The organism is Actinokineospora diospyrosa, from assembly GCF_024171925.1.
Lineage (GTDB): Bacteria > Actinomycetota > Actinomycetes > Mycobacteriales > Pseudonocardiaceae > Actinokineospora > Actinokineospora diospyrosa.
In genome coordinates, this window is sequence record NZ_JAMTCO010000003.1 from 294,736 (window position 1) to 309,555 (window position 14,820).

Sequence of the window (14,820 nt, forward strand, 5' to 3'; positions counted from 1 at the left end):
ACCTAGGGGTGCTAGGGGGTTGTCCGGCCTGGACGGTGCTTCCTAGGGTCTGTCTCGTGTTCTGGCCCCGGAATGCCTGCCGGATTTCCGGACTTTGTCAGTGCGGCGGGCTTGCGGGTTATGTGTGCGCTCCCGTCGGCCCTGGAGAAGGTGGCATCGGGTGACTGACGAGAAGAAGTATCTGGAATACCTCAAGCGCCTCACCGCCGACCTGCGCCAGGCCCGCCGCCGCTTGCGGGTGGCCGAGGACCGGCCGCACGAGCCGATCGCGATCGTGGGCATGGCCTGCCGCTACCCGGGTGGGATTGCCTCGCCCGAGCAGCTGTGGGAGCTGGTCGCGCAGGGTCGCGACGGGGTGTCCCCGTTCCCCGTCGACCGGGGCTGGGACGTCGTGTTCGACGACGACCCCGACGCCCCGGGGACCAGCTACGCGCGCGAGGGCGGGTTCGTCCACACCGCCGCCGAGTTCGACGCCACCCTGTTCGGGATCTCCCCGCGCGAGGCCGTCGCGATGGACCCGCAGCAGCGCATCCTGCTGGAAACCGCCTGGGAGGCGGTAGAGCGCGCCGGGTTCGACCCGCTGTCGTTGCGCGGTAGCCGTACCGGCGTGTTCATCGGTTCGTCGTCTTCTGCTTACGGTGCAGGTCTTCGCGAGTTGCCGCCAGGCGCGGAGGGGCACCTGCTCACCGGCAACGCCCCTAGCGTCGTGTCCGGTCGCGTCGCCTACACGCTGGGCCTGGAAGGGCCTGCGGTCACCGTTGACACTGCCTGTTCCAGCAGCCTCGTCGCACTCCACCTAGCCGTTCAAGCGCTACGGGCCGGCGAATGCGACATGGCGCTAACCGGCGGCGTTACCGTCATGACCACCCCCGGCATTTTCACTGAGTTCAGCCGTCAGAAGGGTCTTGCCGCTGACGGGCGTTGCAAGGCATTCGCCGCCGCTGCGGACGGCACCGGTTGGGCTGAGGGTGCTGGCGTCCTCGTTGTCGAACGCCTAGCCGATGCCAAGGCTCGCGGCCACCGCGTCCTCGCCGTCGTGCGCGGCACCGCCGTTAACTCTGACGGCGCCTCCAACGGTCTCACCGCACCCAACGGGCCCTCTCAGGAACGGGTCATCCGTGCTGCCCTCGCCAACGCCCGCCTCACCCCGGCCGACGTTGACGCGGTAGAGGCGCACGGCACCGGCACCACGCTCGGTGACCCCATCGAGGCCCAGGCCCTGTTGGCCACCTACGGGCAGGATCGCGAACTACCGCTGCTTCTCGGCTCTATCAAGTCCAACCTCGGCCACTCCCAGGCCGCTGCCGGTGCTGCCGGGATCATCAAGGTCGTCCAAGCGCTCCAGCACGAACTGCTCCCTAAGACCCTGCACGTGGACACGCCCACTCCGCACGTCGATTGGGCGGCGGGCGCGGTAGAGCTCTTGACCGAGCCCACCCCGTGGCCGCGTGACGCTGAGCGTCCGCGTCGCGCTGGGGTGTCCTCGTTCAGCGTTAGTGGGACCAACGCGCACATCGTCATCGAGGAAGCCGACCCGCACGAGCCCGTCGAGCCGGTAGCGCCGCCTGCTGTTCTGGCATGGCCGGTGGCCGCCCGCACTGGGGATGCCCTGCGTGCAGCAGCCGCTGCCCTGTCGACTGTCGAGGCCCAACCGGTTGACGTGGCCTGGTCGCTGGTTACCGGGCGGGCAGCACTGGAGCACCGAGCCGTCGTCGTCGGTAGCACTACCGAGGAACTACGGGCTGGGCTAGCGGCGGTTGAGCGTGGCGAGTCGGCTGTCAACGTCGTCTCTGGGGTGGCCCGGTCGGACGCGACACCGGTGTTCGTGTTCCCCGGGCAGGGCTCACAGTGGGTCGGTATGGCTACCGGGCTGCTGGAGACCTCCCCGGTGTTCGCCGCGCGCATGGTCGAGTGCGCTGACGCCCTGTCGCAGTACGTCGACTGGTCGCTGCTTGATGTCGTTCGCCGTGGCGAGTTCGACCGGGTTGATGTCGTGCAGCCTGTGCTGTGGGCGGTGATGGTGTCGCTGGCCGAGCTGTGGGGCTCGGTCGGGGTGACGCCTGCCGCGGTGATCGGCCACTCGCAGGGAGAGATCGCTGCGGCTGTGGTCGCGGGAGCGCTGAGCCTTGAAGCTGGCGCGCGCGTAGTGGCACTTAGGAGCCGGGCGATCGCCGAGGTTCTTGGCGGTACCGGCGGAATGGTGTCGTTGGCGCTACCGCACGATGAGGCGGCAGCCCTGATTGAGCGGTGGCCGGGCCTGTCGGTCGCCGCGGTGAATGGCCCGCAGTCCACTGTGGTGTCCGGTGACGTCGCCGCGCTGGATGAGCTGTTAGCGCTGTCCGAGGAGTCGGGGGTGCGAGCGCGGCGGGTGCCGGTCGACTACGCCTCACACTCCGCACATGTAGAGCGGCTCCGCGATCGTCTTGACCTGCCTGACCTCGCACCGCGATCCGCTCAAGTGCCGTTCTACTCGGCTGTCACCGGCAACGTGATCGACACTGCTGAGCTCGACGCGGACTATTGGTATCGCAACCTTCGCGAGACCGTGCGGTTCGACCAGGCCACTTCGGCCGCGCTCGCTGCCGGGCACACCGTGTTCATCGAGGTCAGCGCACACCCCGTGCTCACCGTGGGGCTCCAAGAGACGCTGGAGCAGGCGGGCACGGGCACCGCGCTGGCCACCCTGAGGCGGGACGAGGGCGACCTGCGCAGGTGGCTCACCGCAGTCGCTGAGGCACACGTTGCCGGGGTACGGGTCGACTGGTCGGTTCTCGCGGCTGGTGGGGCCTGGGTAGACCTACCGACGTACCAGTTCCAGAGGCAGCACTATTGGCTGGCTGCGCCCATTGTCGCTGCCGAGTCGTGGCGGTACCGGGTCGACTGGCAGCCTCTTCCACTCGGTTCGGGCGCAGTTGGCACTTGGGCTGTCGTACGGACAGAGAGCGTTGACGGGCAGTGGTGCCTTGACGCTCTAGCCGCAAGAGGCGTCGAGCCTGTTGAGATCGTCCTTGCGGATGACGACCTTGACCGGTGGTCGCTGGCCGAGCGCATGCGCGAGGTCGGCTATCCGGACGGGGTTGTGTCCCTGCTGGCCTTCGACGACCGGCCCCACATCGACGACGAGGCCGTCACAGTGGGCGTCGGCGGGACACTCACGCTTGTACAGGCGCTCGGGGATGCCGGGGTCACCGCACCGTTGTGGTGCGTCACGCAGGGGCTGGATAACCCGGTACAGGTGCAGGTGTGGGGGCTTGGGCGAGTCGCTGCTCTAGAGGTGCCATCGCAGTGGGGTGGGCTGATCGACCTGCCTCCGGGCGGTGATCCTGCCGCTGTCGTAGCCATGTTGGGCGGCGACGAGGACCAGGTGGTGGTTCGCGCCGATGGCGTCTTCGGGCGGCGCTTGGAGCGGGCACCTGAACCCCGGACCGCAACACCGTTGACGCTGTCGGGCCCCGTTCTAGTCACCGGTGGCACGGGGGCCCTGGGCGCCGCTGTTGCGCGGTGGTTGGTCGGCAGAGGTGCCTCGGTTGTCTTGGCCAGCCGTCGCGGACTAGACGCGCCTGGTGCGGCAGAGCTGTCGGCAGAGTTGGGCGCGACCGTCGTTGCATGCGACGTAGCTGACCGGGCCTCCGTGGAAGCCGTGTTGGCGGCGCATCCGGTGGTCGGCGTTGTGCATGCCGCCGGCGTGGACCACTCAGTGCCCCTGGACGAGACTGACGTCGCCGAGTTCGCTGAAGGACTCCGGGCGAAGGTCCTCGGCGCTGCACACCTGGATGAACTGCTGGGTGATGCCGAGATCTTCGTCCTGTTCTCCTCTATCGCCGGTGTCTGGGGTAGTGGCAACCAGGCCTCTTACGCCGCCGCCAACGCCTACCTCGACGCCCTCGCTGAGTCCCGGCGTGCGCGCGGGCTTCAGGCGACCTCTATCGCCTGGGGGGCCTGGGCAGACGCCGGTATGGCGACTCGAGGCGGGGCGGGCGAATTCCTACGGCGGCGTGGGATCAACCCCATGTCGCCCCAGCGGTGCTTGGCAGGCCTAGCCGCCGCAGTCGACGCCGGTGAGACCGCCGTGACGATCGCCGACATCGACTGGACCCGGTTCGTCCCGACCTTCACGACGTCGCGTCCTAGCCCACTGCTCGCTGCGTTCGCTCCGGACGTCGTAGTGGCGTCCGACGTTCCTGAGGTCTCCGCGCTGGTGGGCGCGCTAGCTGACCGCACGTCTGCTGAGCGGCGACGGATCGTCCTCGACGCCGTACGCCGCGAGACCGCCGTTGTCCTCGGCTACACGGACCCTGTTGACTCCGACCGCCCCTTCAAGGACCTAGGCGTGGACTCGGTCACCGCCGTAGAGGTCCGCAACCGCCTCACTACGGTCGCAGGGGTCCGGCTTCCTGCCACCGTCGTCTTCGACTACCCGAACCCGGTAGCCCTAGCGGACCACCTCCTCGGGGAGCTCCTACCCGAGGACGCTGGATCTACCGACCTACCTGTGGCTTCCGTCGGCACCACCTCAGGCAGCATCGCCATCGTCGGGATGAGCTGCCGCTTCCCCGGCGGGGTCAACAGCCCGGAAGCGCTGTGGCAGCTGGTCCGCGACGAGGTCGACGGCGTTTCGGTGTTCCCGACCGATCGCGGATGGGACCTGGGGCGCGCTGACGGGGCATACGCGCCCGAAGGCGGCTTCCTCTACGACGCCACCACATTCGACGCCGACCTGTTCGGGATCTCCCCACGCGAAGCCGCGTCGATGGACCCGCAGCAACGCGTGCTCCTAGAAGCCGCGTGGGAAGTTCTGGAACGGTCCAAGATCGACCCGTATTCGCTGCGAGGCACCGACACCGGCGTGTTCGTCGGTGCCTCGGCCTCCGGGTACGGCGTCGGGATGAACACCTCGAGCGGCTCAGAAGGCCACTACCTGACCGGCACCTCCAGCAGTGTCATGTCCGGGCGGCTCGCGTACACCTTCGGCCTGGAAGGACCCGCCGTCACCATCGACACGGCGTGCTCCTCGAGCCTGGTCGCGTTGCACCTGGCGATGCGCGCGCTGGCCGCGGGCGAATGCGGGATGGCCCTCGTCGCGGGTGTGGCGGTGATGACCAGCTCGGACATCTTCGCCGAGTTCAGCCGCCAGAACGGCCTCGCGGGCGACGGGCGGTGCAAATCGTTCGCCGGGGCCGCTGACGGGACCGGCTGGGGCGAGGGCGTCGGCGCGCTGCTGGTCATGCCGCTCGACGAGGCCGTCCGGCAGGGCCGCGACGTGCTCGCCGTGGTGCGCGGTTCGGCGGTCAACTCCGATGGCGCGTCGAACGGGTTGACGGCGCCGAACGGGCCGTCGCAGCAACGGGTCATCCGCGCCGCGCTGGCCGACGCGCGACTCCGGGCGACCGATGTGGACGTTGTCGAGGGACACGGCACGGGCACCCGCCTCGGTGACCCGATCGAGGCGCAGGCGCTGCTGGCCACCTACGGCCAGGAGCGGGAGACGCCGTTGTGGCTGGGGTCGCTGAAGTCCAACATCGGGCACACGCAGGCCGCGTCCGGCATGGCCGGGATCATGAAGATGGTCATGGCCATGCGCCACGGCCACCTGCCCAAGACCCTCCACGTCGACGAGCCCACCCCGCACGTCGACTGGACCGCGGGCTCGGTCTCGCTGCTGACCGACGCGCGGCCGTGGCCGGACCTGGACCGCCCCCGCCGCGCCGGGATCTCCGCGTTCGGCGTCAGCGGGACCAACGCGCACGTCATCCTCGAGCAGGCCCCGGCCGCGCTCGACCGCCCGCCGCGCCCGGCCGCGGTGGTGCCGTGGGTGTTCTCCGGCAAGACCGAACCGGCTCTCGACGCGCAGCTCGACGCCACGCCCGCTGGAGCGCCCGCCGACATCGCGCACACCCTGGCGGTCGGTCGGGCCAGCCTCGCGCACCGGGCCGTGCTCCTGGATCACCAGACCATCGCGCGGGGCGTCGCCGAGCCGCGCAGGCTCGGGTACCTGTTCACCGGGCAGGGCTCTCAGCGCGCGGGCATGGGGGAGCACCTGCGGGAAGCGTTCCCCGTGTTCGCCGAGACCTACGACGCCGTCGTCGCCAAGGTTCCCTTCGGCGACGACCTCGGTGAGACCGGCAACGCCCAGCCCGCCCTGTTCGCGCTGCAGGTCGCGATGTTCCGGCTGCTGGAGTCCTGGGGCCTGGCGCCGGACGTCCTCATCGGGCACTCCATCGGCGAACTCGCCGCTGCCCACGTCGCGGGCGTCCTCTCCCTGGATGACGCGTGCACCCTCGTCGCCGCCCGCGCCCGCCTCATGCAGGCGATCCAGAACGACGGCGCCATGCTCGCCATCGAGGCCGCCGAAGACGAGGTCGAGCTGCCCGGGGGCGTCGACCTCGCTGCGGTGAACTCGGATCGTTCGATTGTCGTATCCGGGGATCGTAGGACTGTTGAACAGTTCAAACGTGGGATTGTCGAACAAGGCCGCAGGACCACCCTGCTGCGGGTCTCGCACGCCTTCCACTCGCACCACATGGACCAGATGCTCGACGCGTTCGCCGAGGTCGCCCGCGGTCTGACCTACCACGAGCCGGTGATCCGGATCGTGCCGACGGCGACCGGCCGGGTGGACAGCCCCGAGTACTGGGTCCGCCAGGTCCGCGACACCGTCCGCTTCGCCGAGGCGGTTGCCGGACAGGACGCCGACTTCCTCGAACTCGGCCCGGACGGCGTCCTCAGCGCGCTCGTCGACGGCGCCGCCTTCCCGCTGCTGCGCGCGGGCAAGCCCGAGACCGACACCGCGGTCCACGCCGTCGCCGGGGTCTGGGTCCGCGGCGCCAAGGTCGCCTGGGCGAGCGTCATCGACGGCGGCGCACCCATCGACCTGCCCACCTACCCCTTCCAGCGGCAGCGGTTCTGGCTGGACACCTTCCCCGCGCCCCCCGCTGCTACCGAGGACGAGCACGCCTTCTGGGCGGCCGTCGACCAGGGCGACGTCCAGGCCCTCGCCACCAGCCTGGACCTGGACCAGGCCACCCTCGACGCCGTCCTCCCCGCGCTCACGACCTGGCGCAGGACCCGCACCGATCGCTCCACAGCGGACTCATGGCGGTACCGGGCCACCTGGACCCCGCTCCCCGACCCCGATCGGGCACCGCTCGGCACCTGGCTCGCGGTCGCTTGCCCGCCGGACATCCACGACGCGCTGCGCGCTCACGGTGCGGAGGTCGTCGAACTCGCCCTCACCGGCACCGAGACCGACCGCTGGAACCTCGCCCAACACCTCCTGGGCACCTACGACGGCGTAGTCACCGCGGCCCTTCCCGGTCGCCACCCCGAATACCCGGACCTCCCCACCGCCGTCGCCCTTCCCGTGCTGCTCCTCCAAGCCCTCGGCGACGCAGGCAGCACAGCTCCCCTGTGGTGCCTCACCCGCGGCGCCCAGTCCACCGGCCGTAGCGACCGCCCAGCGGACCCTGATCAAGCAGCCCTCTGGGGCATGGGCCGGGTCGCGGCCTTGGAGTTCCCCGCCCGCTGGGGTGGCCTGATCGACCTCCCCGAAACTCTCGACTCGCGCGCGGCCCAACGTCTCGCCGCCGCTCTCACCGGCGCCGAAGACCAGGTCGCCATCCGCCCCTCGGGCAGCTACGGCCGTCGCATCACTCGCGCCACGAGCAGTTCGGCGGTATCCGAGGTAGCTGCGGGACGAAGTGGCTGGCTGGCAGAGGGGACTGTCCTGATCACGGGTGGCACTGGAGCGCTTGCCGCTCGTGCCGCAGAGCTCGTCCTCGATCGCGGCGCCGAGCACCTCCTGCTCCTCAGTCGCAGCGGGCCTGACGCACCGCGCGCGCAAGAACTGTTGGCCCGCTATGGCGATCGAGTCTCCATTGTGGCCGCTGACATCGCGGACCGAGATGCCCTGGCAGACGCCATCACGGGGCATGACATCACCGCCGCCTTCCACACTGCGGGCGTGGTCGAGTCCGTTCCACTGGCGGAGACAGGGTTAGGCGAGTTCGCTGATGTGCTGCGAGCCAAGGTAACCGGAGCTAAGAACCTCCACGAACTCCTGCCGCACGCCCATCTGGTCCTGTTCTCTTCGATCGCCGCCACCTGGGGTAGCGGTAACCAAGCCGCCTACTCCGCCGCCAACGCCTACCTCGATGGGCTTGCCGAGCACCGGCGTGCCCGCGATCTGCCCGTCACCTCTGTCGCATGGGGACCGTGGGCGGGGGACGGGATGCTGGTCAGCGAGGACGCCGAGGAGTACCTGCTCCGGCGCGGCCTCGCCGCGATGGATCCCGCGTTGGCGACCGCCGCGTTGGCCAAGGCGCTGGACAACGGGGACACGACCGTCACCGTGGCGGATGTCGACTGGTCGCGGTTCACCGCCGCGTTCACCACATCCCGCCCGAGCCCGCTGCTCGCCGACTTCGCCGAACCGGTGCCAATCCCGGAGCAGCGACCCGTCGACCTCGGTGACCTCCTGACTCTGGTCCGTGCCAGCGCGGCCGCGGTTCTCGGCCACAGCGACCCCGAGGCGATCGAGCCCGGCAGGCCGTTCAACGACCTCGGGTTCGACTCGCTGACCGCCGTCGAGCTGCGCGATCGCCTTGTCAGCGCCACCGGTCTGCCGCTGCCCGCGACCCTCGTCTTCGACTACCCGACCGCGCGCGCACTCGCCGATCACCTCGCGGGGGACTTGCGCGCACCCGAGGACATCGCCGCAGGCGCTGACCCCAACGAGCCGATCGCGATCATCGGGATGGCCTGCCGCTACCCGGGAGGCGTCAGGTCGCCTGAAGACCTCTGGGAGCTCGTGCGCTCCGGCGGCGACGGCATGGGCGCCTTCCCCACCGACCGCGGCTGGTGGCTCGACGGGCTCTACGACCCGGATCCCGACAACCCCGCGTCCTCGCACGCCCACGAAGGCGGTTTCCTCTACGACGTCGCCGACTTCGACGCCGCACTCTTCGGGGTGTCACCGCGCGAGGCCATGGCGATGGACCCGCAGCAGCGTCTCCTGCTGGAGACATCCTGGGAGGCCTTCGAGCACGCGGGAATCAACCCGCTGTCGCTGAACGGCTCCAGTACGGGTGTGTTCGCGGGAACCAACAGCCACGACTACCTGTCGTTGCTCGCTGACGCCCCCGAGGGGAGCGAGGGCTACCTCGCCACCGGCAGCTCCGCCAGCGTGATCTCCGGTCGAGTCGCCTACACGTTCGGGCTGGAAGGCCCGGCGGTCACTGTGGACACTGCCTGCTCTTCCAGCCTCGTCGCACTGCACATGGCGGTCCGAGCGTTGCGCGGTGGCGAGTGCACGATGGCTGTCGCCGGCGGTGTCGTAGTCATGTCGACGCCCGGCGTGTTCACCGAGTTCTCCCGCCAGAACGGCGTCGCGCCCGATGGCCGCTGCAAGTCGTACGCTGACGCCGCTGACGGAACCGGCTGGGGTGAAGGCGTCGGTGTCCTGGTCGTCGAGCGCCTCTCCGATGCCCGCCGCAACGGCCACCGGGTGCTCGCCGTCGTGCGTGGCACGGCCGTCAACTCCGACGGCGCGTCCAACGGGCTGACCGCCCCGAACGGCCCTTCGCAGCAGCGGGTCATCCGCGCTGCCCTCGCCGACGCCGGACTAACGACGTCCGATGTGGACGTCGTCGAGGGGCACGGAACGGGGACCAGGCTCGGCGACCCGATCGAGGCGCAAGCGTTGCTGGCCACCTACGGCCAGGACCGTGAGACTCCACTGTGGCTGGGATCGGTGAAGTCCAACATCGGCCACACCCAGGCCGCCTCCGGTGTCGCCGGTGTGATCAAGGTCGTCCAGGCCATGCGGCACGGCCTCTTGCCGCGGACCCTGCACGTCGACGCCCCCACCAGCCACGTCGACTGGAACGCGGGCGCTGTCCGGCTGCTCACCGAGTCGCGGCCGTGGTCCGCTGACCGCCCGCGCCGTGCTGGTGTGTCCTCGTTCGGCGTCAGTGGGACGAACGCCCACATCGTCCTGGAATCCGTGGCCGACTCCGAGCAGGCCGCACCGGTCGACCGCCCGGTCGTGCCGTGGGTGCTGTCAGCTGACACCGCGCAGGCGCTACGCGAACAGGCCGAGAATCTGTCCACTGTGGAAGTCAACCCGGTGGACACGGCGTGGACGCTCGCCACCGCTCGCGCATCACTTTCACACCGGGCAGTGGTGTTTGGCAACGAAGGACTCGCCGCCCTGGCAACCGGCCGGGAGACCATCGGCACCGGAACCTCTGCCGCGCTCGTCTTCGTTTTCCCCGGCCAGGGCTCTCAGTGGGTCGGCATGGCCGTAGACCTTCTCGACGAGCCGGTGTTCCGCGGCCGGATCGAGGAGTGCGAGCGCGCCCTCGCCCCACACGTGGACTGGTCGTTGCTCGACGTGCTGCGCGGTGGCGACCTGGAGCGGGTTGAGGTCGTGCAACCGGTGCTGTGGGCGGTGATGGTCTCGCTCGCGTCCCTGTGGACCGCGGTCGGTGTGCGGCCTGCTGCGGTGCTTGGTCACTCCCAAGGTGAGATCGCTGCCGCGGTGGTCGCGGGTGGGTTGACCTTGGAAGACGGCGCCCGCGTGGTCGCGTTGCGCGCCAAGGCGATCGCCGAATTCTTGCGCCCCGAGACGACTCCGATCAGCGACACCCATCGTGAGTGGGCGGAGTACTACGGACTCATTGATGGCGAAGGCGGCATGGTCTCCCTGGCCGCCTCGCACGCCGACGCCCAGAACCTGATCGCCTCGTGGCCTGCGTTGTCGATCGCCGCCGTCAACGGTCCACTGTCCACAGTGGTGTCCGGTGACCTCGCCGCGCTCGACGAACTGCTCGCCGTCTGCGCCGACTGCGACGTCCGCGCCAAACGCATCCCCGTCGACTACGCCTCCCACTCCGCGCACGTCGAACGCGTGCGCGACCGGCTGCTGGCTGACCTCGCCCCGATCACCCCGGTGACCGGCACCATCCCCTTCCACTCCGCCGTCACCGCGGGCCAGGTCGACACCGCCACCCTCGACGCGAACTACTGGTACGACAACCTCCGCGACACCGTGCTGTTCGAGCAGGCCACTACGAACCTGATCGACGCGGGTCGCACGGTTTTCCTCGAGGTCAGCGCCCACCCCGTGCTGACCGTCGGCATCCAGGAAACCCTCGACGCCACGGACAGCGCGGGCACCGTCCTGACCACCCTGCGCCGCGACGAGCCGGGCCGCTGGTTCACCGCGCTCGCCGAGGCCCACGTCGCCGGGATCGACGTCGACTGGGCCGAGGTCCTGCGCCACTGGGGCGGCCGGGTCGTCGACCTGCCCACCTACCCGTTCCAGCGCCAACGGTTCTGGCCCAAGCCCGTGACCAGCACCGATGTCGCCGCTGCCGGTCTCGCTGACGCGCGCCACCCGCTCCTCGGCGCCGCGGTCGCCCTCGCTGGCGATGACGGGACACTGTGGACGGGACGCCTGTCGCTGGCCACCCAGCCCTGGCTCGCCGACCACGCCGTCGCCGGTTCCGTACTGCTGCCCGGTACCGCGTTCGTCGATCTCGCCCTGCACGCGGGCGGCCACATCGATGACCTGGCCCTCCGCACGCCGCTCGTCCTACCCGAGCGCGGCGCCGTCCAGCTCCAGGTCCGTGCCAACGGCAACACCCTGACAGTCCACTCGCGACCGGAGGCAGGTGGCGACTGGACCACCCACGCAACCGGCACCCTCAGCGACTCTGTCACTGAGCCGGTCCAGCTGCCCTGGCCGCCCACCGGCGAGCCTCTCGACACCCAAGACTTCTACGCTTCCCTGGCTGAAGCTGGATATGCCTACGGCCCCACCTTCCGAGGACTCACCGCGGCCTGGAAGTCCGGCGACGACGTCTACGCCGAGGTCGAACTCGGCGATGCGGGCAGCTTCGGCATCCACCCCGCGCTCCTGGACTCGGCCCTCCACGCGGCGTCCCTCGGCGGCCTCCTCGGCGGCGGCACCCTGTTGCCCTTCGCTTGGACCGGCGTCACCCTCCACGCCACCGGCGCGACCGCGCTACGTGTGCGGATCAGCCCGATCGGCGCCGACACGATCGCAGTGACCGCGACCGACCCGCACGGCGCGCCGGTGATCACCATCGAATCCCTCGCGCTGCGCCCACTGACCGCCGTCCGCGACACCGAGTCCCTCTACCGCATCGACTGGGTCCCGGTCGCGGCGAACGCGCCTGCGGAGTTCGCCGAGCACACGCACGAACTCGCCGAGCCGCTCCCGCCGCACATCGTGTGGTCGCCCACGGCCACGACCCCGGACGAGGCCGCGCTCGAAGCCCTGATCATCGCGCAGGACTGGGCGCTCGACCCGCGTGCGGCCGACTCGAGGCTGGTCGCGCTCACCCGGCACGCTGTCGCGACCGGCCCCGGCGACCACGTCGACGACCTCGCGGGCGCCGCTGTCGACGGTCTGTTCCGGTCGGCCGCCAGCGAGAACCCCGGCCGCTTCGCCACCGTCGACCTCGACGACCACCCCGATTCCCGTGGCGCTCTCCCGGCCGCGCTCGCCGCCGGCGAACCACGACTCGCGATCCGCCGCGGCCAGGTCCTCGCCGCCCGCCTGGCCCGCGTCACCGCCCCGGCACTCGACCCGCGCCCCGGCACCCGCCTCGACGTCCTCGGCGACCGCACCATCGACAACCTCGCGTTCGTGCCCGATCCGGAGCGCGAGCTCGGGCCGAACGAGGTTCGGGTCTCGATGCGGGCCATGGGCGTCAACTTCCGCGACGTCGCGATCACCCTCGGTGTGGTGCCGGACCAGCAGGGCATGGGGACCGAGGGTGCCGGTGTCGTGCTCGCGGTCGGCGCCGACGTGCTCGACCTGGAGCCGGGCGACCGGGTGTTCGGCGTGTTCACCACCTGCTTCGCGACCGTGGCCACCACCGACCGCCGCGCGCTGGCCCGGATGCGTCCACAGTGGAGTTTCGCGGCGGCCGCCTCGGTCCCGACGCCCTTCCTCACCGCCTACTACGGTCTGGTCGACCTCGGCGGCATGGCCAAGGGCGACACTGTGCTCGTGCACGCCGCCGCCGGCGGGGTCGGTATGGCCGCGGTGCAACTGGCCCGGCACTTCGGCGCCGAGCCGTTCGGCACCGCCGGTCCGACCAAGTGGACCGCGACCGGCTTGGCCGACGACCACCTGGCCTCGTCGCGTTCCCTGGACTTCGAGCCGAGGCTGCGCGAGGCCACCGGCGGGCGCGGGTTCGACCTCGTCCTGAACTCCCTCGCGGGCGAGTACATCGACGCCTCGCTGAGGCTGCTCGCCCCCGGTGGCCGGTTCATCGAGATGGGCAAGACCGACATCCGCGCCGGAGTCGCCAACTACCAAGCATTCGACCTGATCGAGGCGGGCCCGGACCGGCTTGGCGAGATCCTCGCCGAAGTGCTCGCCCTGTTCGACCGGGGTGCGCTGGACCTGTTGCCGGTCACCGCGTGGGACCTGCGGCACGCCCCAGCCGCGTTCCGGCACATCGCGGGCGCCCGGCACATCGGCAAGAACGTGCTCACCCTGCCCACCCCGATCAATCCCGACGGAACGGTCCTGGTCACCGGCGGCAGCGGCGTGCTCGCCGGAATCCTTGCGCGACAACTGGTCGATGCCCACGGTGTTCGGGACGTGTTGTTGGTCAGCCGGAGCGGCAACGCGCCAGCTGACATGCCGGAGCAAGCTCGCGCGGTCGCCTGCGACGTCACCGATCGCGCCGCCGTCGAGGCCCTGCTGGACGGCCTGACCCTCACCGGTGTCGTCCACGCGGCAGGCGTCCTCGACGACGGGGTCCTCGGCTCGCTCACCCCGGACCGCCTCGCCGCCGTCCTGCGCCCCAAGGTCACCGCCGCCCTGCTGCTCGACGAGCTGACCGCTCACCACGACCTGGCGTTCTTCGTCCTCTACTCGTCGGCATCGGCCACCCTCGGCACCGCGGGTCAGGCCAACTACGCCGCCGCGAACGCGGTCCTCGACGCCCTCGCTCAACGCCGCCGCGCTCGTGGTCTCCCCGCCCAGTCCCTGGCATGGGGATTGTGGGAGCAGGCCAGCGGCATGACCGGACACTTGGGACAAGCGCACCGCGCGCGGGCGGGCGGCACGATCTCCGCTGAGCGGGGCATGGCCCTGTTCGACTCGGCCTTGACCCTCCCCGACGCGCACCTCGTGCCGATCCCGCTCGACCTGAAGGCCATTGTGGACGTTCCGCCGCTGTTGCGCGGCCTCGTCCGGCCCGTGGCCGCGACCAGGGCTAAGGCAGGCGCCGCGACACCGCTCGACCTCGGCGACCGACTCGCCCGACTGCCCGAACCGGAACAGCGCCGCACGCTGGTGGACCTGGTCCGGGACAACGCCGCCGCGGTCCTCGGGCACGCGGACGCGACCGCCGTCGGGGCGCAGCGGGCGTTCAAGGAACTCGGTTTCGACTCGCTCACCGGCGTTGAACTGCGCAACCGACTCGCTGGGGCGACTGACCTGCGGCTACCCGCGACGCTGGTGTTCGACCACCCCACCCCGGTCGAACTCGCCGACCGGCTCTGGACCGAACTGCTCGGCGGCGCGGACCCGGACGCCGTCGCGCTCGCCGATCTGGACCGGCTCACCGCGACCGTCCAAGCGCTGCCGGTCGGCGTCCTCGCCGACAGTGCCCTGGCCGACCGGTTGCGGGCCCTGCTGGAGACCGTGACCGGCGGCGGAGTGGCGGGGCAGCTGGAATCTGCCTCCGCCGACGACGTCTTCGACTTCATCGACAAGGAACTCGGCGTGTCGTGACCACGGCCTGAACCCCAGCAGCCCCGACCCGGACGGATGTG

The 14,820-nt window shown here is 70.5% G+C and carries 1 pseudogene; it reads left to right on the forward strand.

The annotated features are described in order from the left end of the window. Positions 1-163: 163 nt before the first annotated feature. Positions 164-14,779, forward strand: a pseudogene (locus LV75_RS06120) (type I polyketide synthase); the annotation flags it as partial. Positions 14,780-14,820: the final 41 nt, after the last annotated feature.